This window comes from Enterococcus lemanii, from assembly GCF_016909125.1.
Lineage (GTDB): Bacteria > Bacillota > Bacilli > Lactobacillales > Enterococcaceae > Enterococcus_I > Enterococcus_I lemanii.
This window is the reverse complement of the sequence record NZ_JAFBFD010000017.1, coordinates 11979-29553: the sequence shown is the minus strand read 5'-3', so window position 1 is coordinate 29553 and position 17575 is coordinate 11979. Positions and strand designations below refer to the sequence as shown.

At 38.7% G+C, this 17575-nt stretch carries 11 protein-coding genes and 1 other annotated feature; of the genes, 6 read left to right on the top strand and 5 right to left on the bottom strand.

The genetic code is table 11. The annotated features are described in order from the left end of the window. Positions 1-8: 8 nt before the first annotated feature. Positions 9-665 carry a phosphatase PAP2 family protein gene (locus JOD14_RS06295; RefSeq protein WP_204653993.1) on the bottom strand — a complete coding sequence of 219 codons (657 nt, stop codon included), beginning with the start codon at positions 663-665 and terminating at the stop codon, positions 9-11. 220 nt (positions 666-885) lie between these two features. Between JOD14_RS06295 and JOD14_RS06290 the strand changes: the two genes are divergently transcribed. Continuing rightward, on the top strand, positions 886-2676 hold the full coding sequence (locus JOD14_RS06290) for a LysM peptidoglycan-binding domain-containing protein (RefSeq protein WP_204653992.1): 1791 nt from the start codon (positions 886-888) through the stop codon (positions 2674-2676). A gap of 51 nt (positions 2677-2727) precedes the next feature. After that, positions 2728-2945: a binding site (T-box leader), on the top strand. 57 nt (positions 2946-3002) lie between these two features. Further along, on the top strand, positions 3003-5417 hold the full coding sequence (gene leuS / locus JOD14_RS06285; protein ID WP_204653991.1) for a leucine--tRNA ligase: 2415 nt from the start codon (positions 3003-3005) through the stop codon (positions 5415-5417). Positions 5418-6348: 931 nt separating this feature from the next. Here the strand turns inward: leuS and asnB are convergent. The 3 genes from asnB to murE all read right to left on the bottom strand — a co-directional run bounded on the left by asnB (position 6349) and on the right by murE (position 10237). Continuing rightward, the gene (gene asnB / locus JOD14_RS06280) at positions 6349-8247 is read right to left on the bottom strand and encodes an asparagine synthase (glutamine-hydrolyzing) (protein ID WP_204653990.1); all 1899 of its coding nucleotides are present in this window, start codon (positions 8245-8247) and stop codon (positions 6349-6351) included. Positions 8248-8393: 146 nt separating this feature from the next. Next, positions 8394-8624, bottom strand: a complete 231-nt coding sequence (locus tag JOD14_RS06275) for a hypothetical protein (protein WP_204653989.1) — start codon at positions 8622-8624, stop codon at positions 8394-8396. Between the two features lie 116 nt (positions 8625-8740). Further along, complete coding sequence (gene murE / locus JOD14_RS06270; protein ID WP_204653988.1) at positions 8741-10237, bottom strand: UDP-N-acetylmuramyl-tripeptide synthetase; 1497 nt, start codon at positions 10235-10237, stop codon at positions 8741-8743. Positions 10238-10379: 142 nt separating this feature from the next. On the opposite strand from murE, the gene JOD14_RS06265 reads away from it, so the two are divergent. From JOD14_RS06265 to JOD14_RS06255, 3 genes are all read left to right on the top strand, one after another. Beyond that, positions 10380-12026 carry a putative polysaccharide biosynthesis protein gene (locus tag JOD14_RS06265; RefSeq protein ID WP_204653987.1) on the top strand — a complete coding sequence of 549 codons (1647 nt, stop codon included), beginning with the start codon at positions 10380-10382 and terminating at the stop codon, positions 12024-12026. Positions 12027-12091: 65 nt separating this feature from the next. Beyond that, the gene (locus JOD14_RS06260; RefSeq protein ID WP_204653986.1) at positions 12092-12808 is read left to right on the top strand and encodes a pseudouridine synthase; all 717 of its coding nucleotides are present in this window, start codon (positions 12092-12094) and stop codon (positions 12806-12808) included. A 171-nt stretch (positions 12809-12979) separates the two neighbouring features. Continuing rightward, positions 12980-13972, top strand: coding sequence for a M23 family metallopeptidase (locus JOD14_RS06255; protein ID WP_204653985.1), 993 nt, complete (start codon positions 12980-12982; stop codon positions 13970-13972). Positions 13973-14027: 55 nt separating this feature from the next. On the opposite strand, the gene JOD14_RS06250 is transcribed toward JOD14_RS06255, so the two are convergent. Continuing rightward, complete coding sequence (locus tag JOD14_RS06250) at positions 14028-14888, bottom strand: RluA family pseudouridine synthase (RefSeq protein WP_204653984.1); 861 nt, start codon at positions 14886-14888, stop codon at positions 14028-14030. 481 nt (positions 14889-15369) lie between these two features. Here JOD14_RS06250 and JOD14_RS06245 point away from each other — a divergent pair, with 481 nt between their 5' ends. Next, positions 15370-17526, top strand: a complete 2157-nt coding sequence (locus JOD14_RS06245; protein WP_204653983.1) for a PBP1A family penicillin-binding protein — start codon at positions 15370-15372, stop codon at positions 17524-17526. The last annotated feature ends 49 nt before the right edge of the window (positions 17527-17575 follow it).

Below are 17575 nucleotides of genomic sequence, written 5' to 3'. Positions count from 1 at the left end.
CATCCTTCTTAGTGTTGTTTGTTTTGAAAACGCCAAATGAAGCGTTTTTCTTGATAAATTGGAAACGTTAGCAAAAGCCAACTTAAACTTAACGAAAATCCGCCGATAATATCAGTAGGGAAGTGAACCCCTAAATAGATACGGCTAACGCCAATCGAGAGAATAATCAGCACTAGTAAACTACGTAACGCGTACTGAAGGAACTTTGAATCAATAAAAAGCGGTAACAAGAAAAATAAACTACCATAAAGCACCATACTAGCCGTCGCATGTCCGCTAGGGAAACTTAAGCTATGTTCGGTAATGAGCGGGGCAAGTATGCTAGGCCGTGTCCGATTAAAAAATAATTTTAATAGTGGATTTAGTCCCCCGGCAATACCAATGACCCCACCGCTAAGCCAAATAACTTCTGCATATTGTTTGCCATAAAGCAAAACAAATAAAAGCGTAAGACCTAATAAAACGACGGTTAGAGGGTTAGCAAATTGGGTAATCCAAAGGAAAAAAGCGGTCAATTGTGGGCGCAAGCTACCGATTTGTTCAATCACCCAAGTGTCAAAAGGTTTTAACCATTGCGGGTAAAATTTAACAGTGTAACCTAAAAAAGTAAAAAATAAAAGGAAACAACTGCCAGCAAATTGATAGTAAAGTTTGTTTTTTGTCATGGATATAATCCTTTCATTTCAAATTAAAATGCTTTTTTTAGTATACAACAGTCCGCTAGAATGGCAAAGGCCTCATTTGTATAAAAAAGGCGTAAGTGCGACGGTTTAATTACATTGAGGTTACAAATGATTAATAAAATCGATTTAATCTTTTCTTAACAAATGATTCAATGTATACTAAGCTAGGATAAGTATTTAGATAAATATCGGAGGTTAGAGAATGGGGACGTTTTTATCACGGAAAGAACAACGAAAAATTGAAGAACAACGAACATTTTATCGCAATATGAAAAAAACTGCTGCTGTTTTAGGAACCACTGTAACAGCTGTTTCAACGGTTGCACCACTAGCACCAGTGGTTACAGTTCTGGCAGATGAACCGGACTCGGCTGTTCAACTCACAGATGAGACTACGGTAAATATCACAAACGAAACAACTGAAGCAAGCAGTGAAACAACGACTGAAATAAATAGCGAAACAACTCAAATACCTGAAGAAACGCAAGCAACGGTTGAAGGAAGCGAAGACACGTCGTCTTTGGCGGAAGAAACAAGTACAACCGAATCGATTGCGAATGAAGTAAAAGAAGTTTTAACGCCTTTTGCACAGTCACCTTTAGCGCGTACTGGCTCAGCAATTTCTCCAAGTAATTTTATTGAGATGGTGGCACAACATGCGACAAATATTGCCCAAGCCAACGATTTATACGCTTCTGTCATGATTGCTCAAGCGATTATTGAAAGTGGTTGGGGCCAAAGTACCTTGTCACAAGCCCCTTATTATAATTTATTTGGAATTAAAGGCAGTTATAATGGCCAAACGGTTTATATGAATACGCAAGAATATTTAAATGGTCAATGGGTAACAAAGAGTGAACCATTTAGAAAGTATCCTTCTTTTGCTGAATCTTTTGCCGATAATGCCTATACGTTAAGAAATGTGAGCTTCCAATCAGGTGTCTACTACTACTCAGGCGCTTGGAAGAGTAATACGAGTAGTTACCGCGATGCAACAGCTTGGTTAACCGGGCGATATGCAACCGATCCAGGTTATGCTGGGAAACTAAATTCAACTATTGAAACTTATGGGTTGACTCGTTACGATACGCCAAGTACGGGTGGAAATGTAACTGAGCAAGCTCCAAATACCAATCAAAATAATTCAGTGGAATCAAATTCAACTGAAAATAAATATTATACCGTAAAATCCGGCGACTCCATTTGGGGGATTTCAAATAGTCATGGCATTTCAATGGATCAATTACGTAGCTGGAATAATTTAACCGGCGATTTCATTTATCCAGGCCAAAAATTAATTGTTGGAAAAGCAGCAACGTCAACCACAACGCCAACGCCACCGGTTGAGCCAGAAGTAGAGGTAAAACCCGAAGTAAAACCTGAAACGAATCAGAATCAAAATATAACGTCACCTCAAGCAACGTATTACACCGTAAAATCGGGGGACTCAATCTGGGCTATTTCAAACAAACATGGCATTTCAATGGCTCAATTACGCAGTTGGAATAACTTAAAGAGTGATTTAATTCATCCAGGTCAAAAGCTAATCGTAAGTAAAACGTCGAATACCCAAACGACGCCAACAACGCCAAACACAAATACGAATACAAACCAAAATAATTCGAGTACGTCAACAACAACCAATGCACAGTACTACACAGTGAAACCGGGTGATTCGGTTTGGGCAATTTCGAATAAATATGGTATTTCAATGGACCAATTACGTAGCTGGAATAAGCTGTCTGGGGATTTGATTCATCCAAATCAAAAATTAATTGTAAAACTTGGATCAAATGCAACCGAGAAAAAACCGGTAACCAATACGCAAGTAAGTACGAATACGTCAACGAACCAAAAAACACATACGGTAAAAAGTGGCGATAGTTTATGGGCACTTGCGCAAACTTATGGCGTAAGTATCCAGCAACTAAAAACCTTAAATGCATTAAAATCAGATACGATTTACATTGGTCAAGCACTAAAAGTTAGCTAAAAGGATTGAAAAAAAGCTGAAACTTTGCTAGTATACACATAAGTTCAAATCATACCCACATTTGAGAAGGAATAGTAAAAAGTCATTCTTTACTTAGAGAGTACATGGTCGGTGAAAATGTACAAAGAAACTTTTGAACTCGCCTTTGAGTGTTGCTTTTTCTGAAAATTAAAGTAAGAAAGCACGGTGACGATCGTTAAAACGTTGAGGCTAGTTGATTTTTATTTACTAGTAAATTTAGGTGGTACCACGTCTATTACGTCCTATAAGAAGCAATTCGTTTCTTATAGGACTTTTTTTATGATTAAAAGGAGGAGAAATTTACCGTGAATTACAATCACAAAGAAATTGAAAGAAAATGGCAAAAGTATTGGGCAAAACACAATAGCTTTAATACAAAAGAGGCTTCAGACAAACCCAAGTTTTATGCGTTAGATATGTTCCCTTATCCATCTGGTCAAGGCCTACACGTGGGGCATCCAGAAGGGTATACCGCAACAGACATTTTATCACGGATGAAACGTAGCCAAGGATACAATGTTTTACATCCAATGGGTTGGGATGCATTTGGCTTGCCAGCAGAACAATATGCACTCGATACAGGGAACGATCCTGCTGAATTTACAAAGAAAAATATAGAAACATTCCGTCGCCAAATTAATTCTTTAGGCTTTAGTTATGATTGGAATCGTGAAATTAATACAACCGATCCAGAGTATTACAAATGGACACAATGGATTTTTACGAAGCTTTATGAAAAAGGTTTGGCCTATGAAGCAGAAGTAGCGGTTAACTGGGTACCTGAGTTAGGGACTGTGATTGCCAACGAAGAAGTCATTGATGGTAAAAGCGAGCGCGGTGGTTATGATGTTATTCGTAAACCGATGCGCCAATGGATGTTAAAAATTACGGCTTATGCGGATCGTTTGTTAGATGATTTAGAAGACTTGGATTGGCCAGAGAGCATTAAAGAAATGCAAAGAAATTGGATTGGTCGTTCTGTTGGAGCGAACGTTACTTTTAAAGTTGCACAACATGAGGCAGAGTTTACCGTCTTTACAACACGCCCAGATACGTTATTTGGGGCGACTTACTGTGTCTTAGCACCAGAATTAGCTTTAGTTCAAGAAATTACGACACCAGAGCAAAAAGCAGCAGTTGAAGCATATATTTTAGAAGCAAGTAAAAAAACCGATTTAAACCGAACGGATTTAGCAAAAGAAAAAACAGGCGTCTTCACAGGAGCCTATGCGATTAATCCAGTTAATGGGAAACAAATTCCAATTTGGATTGCCGATTATGTGCTAGCTTCTTATGGTACAGGGGCAATTATGGCGGTTCCTGCTCACGATGAGCGCGACTATGACTTTGCCAAAACATTTAATTTAGAAATTATCCCAGTCTTAGAAGGTGGCGATGTAACAAAAGCAGCTTATCTAGAAGATGGGAAACATATCAACTCCGACTTTTTAGATGGAATGGATAAAGAATCAGGCATTGCCGCGATGGTTACTTGGTTAGAAGAAAAAGGAATCGGTAAAAAAGAAACAAGTTATCGTTTACGCGACTGGCTATTTTCTCGTCAACGTTATTGGGGCGAGCCAATTCCAGTTATTCACTGGGAAGATGGCACGAGCACGACATTGCCCTTAGAAGAACTCCCACTACGCTTGCCCAAAACCAACGATATTCACCCAAGTGGGACGGGCGAATCCCCACTGGCGAACATTGAAGAGTGGGTGAACGTGGTTGATCCAGTTACTGGCTTAAAAGGACGCCGCGAAACCAACACGATGCCACAATGGGCGGGCAGCTCTTGGTACTTCTTGCGCTTTATTGATCCGCACAATAAAAAAGAAATCGCTGACTTTGAAAAATTAAAACGTTGGTTACCAGTTGATATTTATATTGGTGGTGCCGAGCATGCGGTCTTGCACTTGCTTTATGCACGATTCTGGCATAAATTCTTATATGACATTGGCGTTGTTCCAACGAAAGAACCGTTCCAAAAACTCTTTAACCAAGGAATGATTTTAGGCGAAAATAACGAAAAAATGTCGAAATCACGTGGCAATGTCGTCAATCCAGATGACGTGGTTCGCAAGTATGGTGCGGATACTTTACGCCTATATGAAATGTTCATGGGACCACTTGATGCAGCGATTGCTTGGAATGAAAATGGGTTAGAAGGTAGTCGTAAATTCTTAGACCGTGTCTGGCGTTTAATCGTGGATGAAGAGGGCAAAATGCGTGATCGCATTACGACCTTTAATGATGGCAAATTAACAAAAGTTTATCACCAAACAGTGAAAAAAGTTACCGAAGATATGGAAGCTTTACGCTTTAATACCGCTATTTCACAATTAATGGTTTTTGTTAATGAAGCTTACAAAGTCGATGCCTTACCTTATGAGTACTTAGAAGGATTCGTGCAATTACTAGCGCCAATCACGCCACATATCGGAGAAGAATTGTGGGCAATTTTAGGCCATGAAGAAAGTTTAACCAATGTTGCTTGGCCAACGTATGAAGAAGCTGCTTTAGTTGAAGACGAAATTGAAATCGTTGTTCAAATTAACGGAAAAGTTCGTAGTAAGCTAATGGTACCAACGGCAGCAACGAAAGAAGAACTTGAGGCTTTAGCTAAAGCGGATGAAAACATTCAAGAACAACTTGAAGGAAAAACAATCCGTAAAGTGATTGCCGTACCGAAAAAATTAGTGAACATTGTCGCTAATTAATGTCTGCCGATTAAATAAAAAACATTGAAACAGCAGGTTTAAAATGGCCCCATAGCGAAGGATCGTTTGAAAAAAACACCTTAGCTATTGGGTCTATTTTTGTGTACACTAAATGTAACAAGTGTAAGACTTTTAATGCTAGAACACGGAAAACCGTGCACTTTTATCAATATGAGAGGGTTCTAACGAATAAATTACAAACTTATGCGCAACTTACTTTCCAAGATTTTAATCAATCTGTGGGCTTAAAAAATAATCTCTGAAAATCGTTGGATAAAAAAAGCGACTCGTATTCCTTGTATAGAGCTGGAAAAGGAATATGTTAAAAAAATCATTAATAAAAAAGCAATGTTAGCAACCTTTACGAATGGCTATAGGTGCCTTACTAAATCAAAAAAAATAGTGCTTCAGTGTTGAAGAGAGCGTTATGCAAATTCAAGAAAATCCTTATTTTTAGTCCTTCATTTGACGAAATCACCCAATTTGTTAATTGATACTCGTTATTCATTATTTTTTTAATAAATTGATTTCTATTCTTTTGTTAAAAAAGTTTTTATGCATCTATTGTTGATTTCTCTATACAAGCGAACCGAAGAGAATCATTGGCGCCGGAGCCGTGTCAAAAGATTCGATGTGAATTACGGAAGCTTGGTGCTTTAGCAACTAGCTCTCCGTTTGAAGCTCGAAAGCTGAGAGACTACAGGAAAAATGAACAACGTTTCGCTGACGCTCAACCTTGTCCCGCATCCGTAACTCACTAGCGTTCGAACGGCTTCGTCATCACGGCCCCTTAAGCCAATGAATTCTCGTAGGTGAGCGGCGCTTACAAATGAAATTGGGCACGTTATGAATATTTGGTAGTTATTCAGTAGACATCAATCAAGACTAAAATGAAAAGACGTAAAAAGCTTAGGCTTTCTACGTCTTTTTTTTACAATGTTTCATAAGTGATTTTTTCAGCTTTCGGAACCTCGGTGTCAATAAAGAAGACTTTATACCAAGTTAAGAAAGTATAAATCGCCCAAATTTTGCGCTGTAAGTCGGCTTTGTTCTCATGATGCGCTTCAACAAGTTCTAAAATTTTAGCTTGGTCAAAGAATTCGGTGACAAAATCCATTTCAAATAAAGCTTTAACTTGTAAATAACCTAAGTCTTCACGCAACCAAGCTTTGATTGGCACGGGGAAGCCAAGTTTCTCGCGGTTGGCCCAAGCTTCTGGCAAATGGCGATTTGAAGCTTGACGGAATACATCTTTCGTATTGTGTTGGTTAATTAAGTATTTTGTTGGGATGCTTTGTGCAAGCTTCATCATTTCAATGTCTAATAAAGGAACACGAGCTTCTAAAGAGCTAGCCATGGTTAGTTTGTCGGCTTTTAATAAAATGTCTTTTGGCATCCATTGATGAACGTCTAAATATTGCATTTTATTGACTTCTTCTTTGGCTTGTTTGTCCGCCTTCGCATAATGTGGCGCGACAATTTCAGCGACACTTGGTGCTTGTTGGTAAGGCTTGGTTAAATAAGTGTTACTTTCTGCTTCAGTAAAAATTTCAGCATGGCCAATAAAATATTCACGAGCAGGAGCCGTCGCTGCGTATAAATGCATCCGGCCATGGAAGTTTTTCATTTTACCTAAAGAACGACCAATTGAATAGCGGATGCCTTTTGGTAATTTTCTTAAGCCTTGTGCGACAACGCGAATCATTTTAGAATTGGTATGTAAACCGTAAGCGTTGTAACCGGCAAATAATTCGTCAGCTCCTTCACCAGATTGCACCACACGAACATGTTGTGCTGCTAAATTTGATAAAAAGTAAAGTGGCACACAAGAAGGGTTGGCATCGGGTTCATCTAAATGGTATTGAATTAAAGGAAACGCCTTAAATGACATTTCACCATTGATTACCGCAGCCGTATTATTTAATTCAAGCATTTTCGTTAATTTACGGGCTTCAATCGCTTCATTGTAAGTTTTGTCGTCAAAACCAATTGAAAACGTGTGGTCTGGACGTAAAACTGCCGCGACATAACTAGAATCGACCCCGCTTGATAAAAAGGAACCAACTTCGACGTCGGCATTTTTATGGATGGCAACGGACTCTTGGACGGCTTGATCAATTTTTTCGATCCACTCTTCACGAGAGAGGTTTTCTTTTTGATTGTAGTCCGCATCCCAGTATTCTTTAATAGTTAAGACGCCTTCTTTATAAGTATAATAATGCCCTTCTGGTAATCGGTGCACACCTTTAAAGAAAGTCTCACCGTTTAAAGGCGAATATTGGAACGTCAAATAGGGTTTTAAAGCTTCTTTATTGAGTTCTTTTTTAAAGTCTGGATGTGGTAAGAAACTTTTAATTTCAGAGCCAAACATAAAAGTATCATTCATTTGCGCAAAGTAATAAGGTTTGATGCCAAAATGGTCTCTAGCACCAAAAAGTTCTTGTTTTTCAATATCCCAAATTGCAAAAGCAAACATGCCCCGAATTTTTTGTAACAAAGCGGTTCCCCATTCTTCGTAGCCGTGTAATAAAACTTCGGTATCGGCTTGCGTTGTAAAGGTATGGCCTGCTTGAATCAAAGCTTCGCGTAATGGTTTGTAATTATAAATTTCACCGTTAAAAATAATGACCTTGCTTTGATCTTCATTATAAATCGGTTGGGTGCCACCTTCTAAATCAATAATAGAAAGGCGACGAAACCCTAAAGCGATTTGTTCGTCAATATATTTTCCTGAACTATTGGGCCCGCGATGGACAATTCGTTCCATCATTTCTTCAATAATTGCTTCTTTTTGTTTCGTTGTATTTACAAATCCAACAATTCCGCACATAATTTCACGTCCTAATGATTAAATTTCGTTAAACTCATTCGTTTTTCATCATACCACAAAAGCCTCTACGCTTAAATTATAAAAAAAGATGTTAAAAGAAAATAAAGGAAAGTTCTCTAAAAAATAGAAAACTTTCCTTTGAATCGTTATTTTTTCCAAGAAATACCAGCAAATAAAGTACAAGTTGCTAGAATTGGGATTAAAAAGACAAAAATAAATCCGTAAGACGAACCTGCACGGGTGTAACTTTTAGGCGCCAGTTGGTTTAAATTAATGATGCCAAAAGTTAGTAACATTTTCCAAATAAAAAGACCTAAAACCAAACCAATTAAAGCGACAGTCGTTATTGCTAAATATTTTTTACGCTGTTTGTTCACGAACCTTACCCCTTTTACTGAAATCTACCCCGTTATTATAGCCGAAGTTTGTTCAAAAAAGTACAATAATTTAATAACGTAATGTTTGTCATTAAATTGAAATATTCGTGTTTTGTTTAGTTTTTTACTTGTTGGTCAATCCATTGTTTCGCGAAGTATAAATCGCCTTGGTAAGGCACGTCTTGACCTGCTTCTTTCATCGTTGGTTCAGTCCCTTTGCCGGCTAAAATAACGATATCTTCGGGTTTAGCGAGTGAAAGAACGAGAGCGATTGCCTTGTCCCGTGCCATTTCGTGGTAGACTTTCACGTCAGGATTAGTAATATGACTTTGAATCTCAGCAGCAATGGCAGCAGGATCTTCAAAATTAGGGTCATCCCGTGTTAAAACAACCAAATCGTAGACTTCGCTAATTGCTTGGCCCATATCTTTGCGTCGTGAAATGGCTTTGCCTCCTGCACTACCGGTTAAAAGTAAAGCCCGTGCATTTGGTCGAATTTCTTTGGCCATTGTCCCCATTGATTTTAAACTTAAATAATTATGCGCAAAATCGACAAAAACGAGCGTGCCATTCGGAAGTTCAAGCATGTTCATGCGTCCTGGAATCGTACAATGAACGAGGCTTTCTTTGTAATTTGTCGAAGGTGCGTGTAAGAAGGCGGCGGTCATTAAAGCCGCCGTCGCATTTCCATGATTAAAAGAACCGAACATGGCTAGTGTATAAGTGTCATTTAAATTGAGTGGATCTTTCGAACTATTTAAAGCAAACTGCCGTGGCTCCGATTGCGGTATAATCGGATAATCGGCATGAAGATCCCCATAGGTAAGAAAAGGAATCTGGTTTTCTTGGCATAGTCTTTGTAACGAATCAAAATGATCACTTTGTTGATTGATTATCATCTGTTTACTATGCAAGAGTAATTGCTGCTTGCAGGAAAAGTAATCAGCAAAATCTTCGTGTTCAATTGGACTAATGTGGTCGGGGCTAATATTTAAGAAAATCCCTACTTCAAAAGTTAAGCCAAAGACACGTTTGGTTTTATAGGCTTGCGAAGAAACCTCCATCACTAAGTGTGTTAAACCATTTTCGACGGCTTGTGCCATTTGTTGGTACAACACTAAAGCTTCAGGGGTGGTTAATTTAGATGGGGCGTAATTTTTTCCGTCAATGGTCGTTTCTTCAGAAGAAAACAAAGCAATTTTTGGTCCAAAGGCATCTTTTAATAGTTGGTGTAGTAAATAAGCCGTCGTTGTTTTTCCTTTTGTTCCTGTGATTCCGATTTTAGTTAACTTTTCTTGTGGGTGTTGATAAAAAGCTTGGGCAACAACGGCCATTGCTTCACGGATATCGGTCACTAAGATTTCTTGTGCCGTGGTCTCGTAAGTCACTTCGGTTAAATAAGTGGTGACCCCTTTTGCAAGTGCGTCTAGTAATAATTCTTTTTTGAAATTTAAACCTTTACAAAAAAATAAGGTATTTGGTTGGATATCACGCGAGTCATAAGAAAGGTGCGTGAATGTTTGGTTTGCTACATTCGTTAAATCAACGGCTTGTGCTAGGAGTTGGTGTTGTTGTAATAATTGGTATAATTCTAACGTGGTCATCGTATACATCGGTTTATCCCCTTTTTTAGCTACAAAATTCATTGTTAATTATAGCATAGTCTTGTTTAAACAAAAGAAATAGATTGCGGCAAAAGTCTTTAAGCATTAAAATAGACAATATGTATATAACAGAAAGTTGGGAATGCAAAGAATGGAAAAACAAATCAATCCACAAAAGCCTGAATTGACCAATGAAGAGAAAATGGCCCATGGCTCTGCTTGGTTAACAGCCGGCAATATTGGTTCGCGCTTACTGGGCGTCATTTATGTGATTCCTTGGTATTATTGGCTTGGCGAAAATGCCGATGCATCAAACACGTTGTTTAATATGGGATACAATATTTATGCTTTGTTTATTATGATTTCAACCGCCGGGATTCCAGCGGCCATTGCCAAACAAATTGCATTTCATAATTCACGAGGGGAATACCGAACCAGCAAGCGTCTTTTTTATCGCTCCATTCAAGTGATGCTTGTCTTTGGGGTCATTAGTGCCATCATTATGTATCTTGCTTCACCGGCGTTATCTTATGGTGCAGGCGGTGGCGATGAGCTCGTTCCGGCGATGCGTTCGTTAAGCGTGGCTATTTTAGTCATTCCTTTTATGAGTGTTTTTCGGGGCTATTTCCAAGGGACACAAAATATGGCTCCTTATGCTATTTCACAGCTAGTTGAACAATTCGCACGGGTTATTTTTATGTTAAGTGCGACGTTTATGATTATGAAAATGGGTAGCGGTGATTACGTTGCGGCAGTCACCCAGTCAACGTTTGCGGCTTTTATTGGCGCTTTAGCTGGAATTGGTGTCTTACTATATTACTTTAAAAAAGAAAAAATAAAAATGGATATCTTAGCCGAACAAAGCCAAGAAGAAGAAGGATTAAATACCGCGACTTTATTAATTCGGACAATCAAAGAAGCCGTTCCTTTTATTATTATCGGTGCGGGGATTACCATTTATAAGTTAGTCGATCAATATACGTTTATTCGTACAATGAGTAGCTTTACGAATTATACAAATAAACAGTTGATGAGCTTAATGGCCCTTTTTAGTGGGAATCCAGACAAATTAACGATGGTGGTCATTGGTCTTTCAACCGCCATGGCGCTAGTAGGACTGCCGTTAATTACGGAGTCTTATGCAAAGGGGGATCGTGTAGGTTTAGCAAAACTAGTTTCAAACAACCTCCAATTGTATTCTTTTGTAATGTTTCCGGCCACATTTGGCATGATTATCTTAGCCTATCCGTTAAACACCTTATTTTATGTACCAAATGCTCTAGGTGCACGATTGTTAATTGTTGCTTGTTTATCAGGGCTCGTTTTAGGTTTATTTATGATTAGTGCAACGATGCTCCAAGGAATTTATGAAAATACGTCTGCAGTCGTCTTTTTTGGTATCGGATTAATTGTAAAAATTGTGACGCAGCCAATTTTTATTCGGTTGTTAGAATCATATGGACCGCTCGTTTCGACAAGCATTGGTCTAGGCGTGACGTGCTACTTTAATTTACGTAAACTGCATCAAAAAACAGGCTTTAATCACGTTCTTGTTTTACGTCGTAGTCTTTTGATTTTCTTGATGACGATGGTGATGTTTCTCTTAACGGCACTGACAAAAGGGGTCTTTGGGTTATGGTTAAGCCAAGAACGAAAAGTGCAGTCGTTTTTCTTAATTTTAATTGTCGCAGCTGTTGGGGGCTTCGCCTATATTTATATGGCTTTAAAAGTCCGCTTAGCTGATAAATTATTAGGGGCTCGCATGCAACAATTGCGTCAAAAACTACATATTAAATAAATAAAAATAAAGAAGTTGTGACGAAAAAGTCACAGCTTCTTTTTGAAAGAAAGCAGGAGAAAAAGATGCGTTTAGATAAATTTTTAGCCGATATGAATTTTGGCTCTAGAAAAGAAGTCAAACAATTAATCAAAAAAGGCTGGGTTGAAGTAAATGGTCAAGTGATTCGTTCCGATAAATATCAAGTCGATGAAAATAAAGATCAAATAAAAGTCGATGGGGAACAAGTAAAGTATCAAAAAGATTATTATTATTTATTAAATAAACCAGCTGGTGTCGTTTCAGCAACGGTGGATAATTTTGATGAAACCGTTCTTGATTTATTTTCCGATGAAGATTTCCGTGAAGATTTATTTCCGGTCGGGCGTCTTGATAAAGACACCGAAGGCCTACTTTTAATTATGAATGATGGGCAATTGTCACATCGCTTGTTATCACCAAAGCAACACGTTGACAAGGAATATTATGCACAAGTTGCGGGTATCATGACGCAAGAAGACGTCCAAACCTTTGCGCAAGGGATGACAATCGATGGTGGCGAAAGTTGTTTACCGGCAGAGCTTTCGATTGAAGCGGTTGATGAAGTCAAACAAACATCTGAGATTCGCTTGATTTTACATGAAGGGAAATTTCACCAAGTAAAACGCATGGTTCAAGCCGTCGGAAAAGAAGTAACCTACTTAAAACGTCTACGGATGGGGCAATTGTGGCTAGATGAAACCTTACCGCTAGGGGCGTATCGACCACTCACACCGACCGAACGCGCCTTACTTGAAAATTAAATAACCGTAATGGTGTAATCTAATTGTGATAATCGTCACTAAAAAAGAAAACGAGGCCTCTTTTGTAAAAAGAATCTTCTAATTGACACGATTTTGTTGAGGAATTGTTACCCTAAAGACCAAACAATCGTGCTAAAGTAGCAAAGGATTAAATGAAGAGGAGCGCTTTACTTGAAATTAAAGAAATTATTATTACTAGCGGGCGTGGGGAGTTTATTTTTCTTTTCCCAAAACACCTTCGCACAAGAAATAAACGAAGCATTAGCCAAACAACAAACGACGATTGCTACTTTAGAAAATCAATTAACGGAAATTCAAAAAGAACAAATCATAGCAGCTACTAAAGAAGAACAACAAACGGCGAGTCTAAAAGAGATAGAAACAAGAATTGAGCAGTTAGGTCTTGAAAAGGTAACTTTAATTAAAAAAATTGAATCAAAAGAAACGTTGATTCAAGCCGTGAAAGACAACCTTGCAAAGAGTGGTACATCTGATACGGAACATTCTTTTGCAACGGCACTTTCCGTTTTAATAAAGCAACATAAGCAGTTAGAAACAGAATTAGCAACAATCGAAAAGAAATGGCAACAACAAATTACTGATCAAACGACACTTTTAGAAGAAAAAGCCAGTCAAGCACAAGAGCAAACAGCCTTAATCGAAGAAAATGCGCATGTTCTTGCAACACTTGAAACAGAAAAAAACAAGTTAACCGAATTAGAACAACAAAAACAAAAAGAAGAAGAACAAGCAGCTGCTTTGGCTAGAACCGGCTTTTTATCACCGTTAACGATTCCCCTAAATGTCAGTAGCCCATTTGGTTACCGTGTAGACCCAACTGGCTATTCAGGCAATCAACATGACGGCATTGACTTGACCGGCAGTTACGGGACACCGATTTTAGCCGCTCGTTATGGTACGGTGGTTGAAGCCGGGTATCAAGCAAGTGCGGGTAACTATGCGATTATCCAACATGATAATGGGTACTACACGTATTATATGCACATGACAGAATTATTTGTTAGCATCGGTCAAAGTTTAGAAACATCCCAGCAAATCGGCACAATGGGCACAACCGGTAATTCAACGGGGGTTCATTTGCATTTTGGTATAGCAACCGGGATATGGAGTGGGTTTGTAGACCCAGCTAGTTTTATTTTATAATCAAAAAAGCACTAGCAACCCCTAAGTACGCGGGGTTGCTAGTGCTTTTAATTTTTTAAAGCGACCATAATCCAGGAAGTGCTTTGACGGCCATTTGTTCTTTTGTAAATGGATGAAGGAAATGCATTTCATAAGCATGGAGCATCAATCGGTCTGCTTTTTTGGTTTGATAAAGCGGATCGCCGACAAGTGGATGTCCAAGACTAGCTAAGTGCACCCGAATTTGGTGCGTTCGTCCCGTTTCCAGAACACAATAAATTTGGGTCGTTTGCGTCCCGATTTTGGCTACTTGAACATGCGTAATCGCCATTTGACCACCTTTTGGATCAATGACGCGCTTACGGCGATCGTGGCGGTCACGCCCAATTTTTTTACGAATCGTCAAGTCTTGCTTTAAACGGCCATGCACAACGGCTTGATAGCGCCGATAAATTAATTTTTGTTCTAATAAACGACCTAAAATTGGTAAAACAAAAGGATTTTTAGCAAACAAAATGGCACCACTCGTTTCTTTGTCTAAGCGATGGACGACGAATGGTTGCTGTTGTTTTGGTGCTAAATAAGCAGCCAGATGGTTGAGTAAAGTAGTCGTTTCATCCGGTTGATTAGGATGCGTTTTAATTCCACCAGGCTTATTGACGATGATGAGGTGTTCGTCTTCAAAAAGTACCTCCACTTGACTAGCATCGCCTAAAATGACCGGTTTGAACGCATAGTCACTTTCTTCTAACGATAGTGTGATTTGGTCGCCGGCACGAATGACTTGATGTAACATGGCCACCTCACCATTTAGCCGAACCCCTTTGCGAACGCGTAAAAAATGGCGGACCTTTCGTGGCACGAGCCATTCATTTTCTAAGAGCTCACGAATGGTCATCTCGGTTTGTGTTTTAGGTAGAGTAAGAGTATATTCCATGAAAAAATCGTTTCCTTTCAAATAATAAGCAGTAAAGTACTGAATAATAAAAGTGAATAAAAAAAGGTGCCGAATATTGATTCATAAACCGGCTGTTTTTGTCATAATAATAATTGCAAATAAGGATTTTCTTGAATTTGCATAACGGTTTCTTCAGCGTTGAAGCCATATTCCCTTTCTAGCTCTGCCCAAGGAATACGATCCGCTGTTTCAATGTTTTTTATTTAATCGGTACACATTAATGATATTATACCCGATTTTAGATTTTCTTAATCAAAAATCAACAGTTTTTCACAAAATGAGTGGTAAAATGAACGAGGCGCGAAGTTACAACCTTGGCCCTATGGAAAAAAAGCAATCATTTGTTACACTAAGTAAAGTTGGGGTACTCTTTTTATGTACGACAAAGATGCATACGAATCTATGAAATAACTGAAAAAACGATTAGGGGATCAAGCGACAACCAAACAAGGAGAAGACGATGGATTTTAAAAAAATAATGGAAAAAATAAAAATAGGATTGAAGCAATTTTGGGTTTGGCTAAAACCACATTTAATCACATTTAAACAACACTTTACCCGTTTATGGAAAAAATACCATCTAACGAAAGTGGTCATTTTACTAACGTTAGTTTTGACATTAATCATGAGTACTTATTTATTTTATTTAGCCAAAACAACAAAAGTCGAAGATCTAGCTTCGGGTTTAAAAGAAGCGTCTGTAATTTATGATCAAGTAGATGAAGAAGCGGGGCGTTTCCAAGCGCAAAAAGGCAACTACATTGAATACGAGCAGATTTCGCCGTATGTGATTGATGCCCTCATTTCGACCGAGGACCGGCGCTTTTATGAGCACCACGGCTTTGATTTGAAAGGAATTGCACGGGCAGCGGTTCGAGTCTTAATTAATCGTAGTACGGTCGGCGGTGGCGGAAGTACCTTAACGCAACAGCTAGCTAAAAATGCGTATTTAACACTCGATCAAACGTTTAGTCGAAAAGCCAAAGAATTATTTTTAGCAATTGAAATTGAAAAAAAATATAGTAAGAACGAGATTTTAACCATGTATTTAAATACCGCTTACTTTGGCAATGGGGTATGGGGCTTGCAAGATGCTTCCCATAAATATTTTGGAGTGGATGCGCTGAACTTGTCACTTGGTGAAGCAGCGACTTTAGTTGGGATGTTAAAAGGGCCTTCAATTTATAATCCAATTGATCATTTAGACAATGCCATCAATCGTCGCGATACGGTTTTACAAGTGATGGTTGATAACCAAAAACTAACCCAAGAAGAAGCCAATGCCGAACAACAAGTGGCGTTAGGTGATTTGCTTTATGATACTTACAACCCTGCCAATTCTGGTTACCGTTATCCTTATTATTTTGATGCCGTAATTGATGAAGCGGTTCGTCTATATGGTTTAGATGATGAAGATATTTTAAAACGTGGTTACAAAATTTATACCGGATTAGATCAAAACTATCAAAGTAATTTACAAAGTATTTATGCTGAAAATGGTTATTTTCCACCAAATAGCACAAGTGGCGATCTGGTTCAATCGGCAACGATCGCTTTAAATCCAAATAATGGCGAAATTCAAGGTTTAATTGGTCGTCGAGGGGATTACACGTTTCGTGGTTTTAACTTAGCGGTTGACATGGAACGGTCGCCAGGGTCAACCATCAAGCCACTTAGTGTATACACGCCGGCTTTAGAAGCAGGTTACACGCCTGATCAAATTTTAAAAGATGAACCACAATCGTATTATGAGGCTAAAAACTTTAATGGGACGTACCAAGGGGAAGTTTCAATGTATCACGCGGTCGCTCAAAGTTTGAATTTACCCGCTGTTTGGCTATTACATGAAATTGGCTTAACAAAAGGTTTCAATAAAGCCCTTGAGTTTGGGTTGCCACTAACTGAAAATGATAAATACTATGGTTTAGCCCTTGGAGGATTAGAACACGGGACTTCTCCAGCAGTGATGGCCAGTGCGTACGGTGTTTTTGCTAATGGTGGGACACTTTATTCACCACACCTCATTCGAAAAATTGTCGATTCAACCGGTGCAGTCATCGTTGACAAAACGCAACCAAAAGGAAAACGAATTATTTCAAAACAAACGAGCGATGAAATGACAAGTATGCTTTTAGGGACTTTTTCAAACGGAACCGCCGTAAATGCTGCCTCTTATAATTACACATTAGCTGGGAAAACAGGAACCACTGAAAGTAGTTATGATACAAGTAAAAGTAATGACCAATGGATTATTGGTTATACGCCAGACGTGGTTATTTCAACTTGGATTGGTTTTGAGCAACCAAGTGCCGAAAATGTAATTAGTGGAACCGGTGGCGAAAACATGGGCGCTTTATTCCGGGCGCAAATTGATGGTATCTTACCGTATACCGCGCAGACACCATTTACTGTAGCAGATGCTTACGTAACTGGCGGGCAAGTGATAGCCGCGGAGGATGTCCCAGAAGGAAATGACTTGCTGAAAAAAGAGTTACAAGAAAAACTAGATCAAGTAACCGAAAAAGCCAAAGAAGAAGTAAAAAATATTGGTGGGAAAGTTATCGAAAAATCAAAAGAACTTGTCCGCGAGATTTGGAATCGCCTGCCCCGACCATAATGGTATCGCAATCAAAGAAAAAGCGTGATACAATAACTAAGGTAAGCAA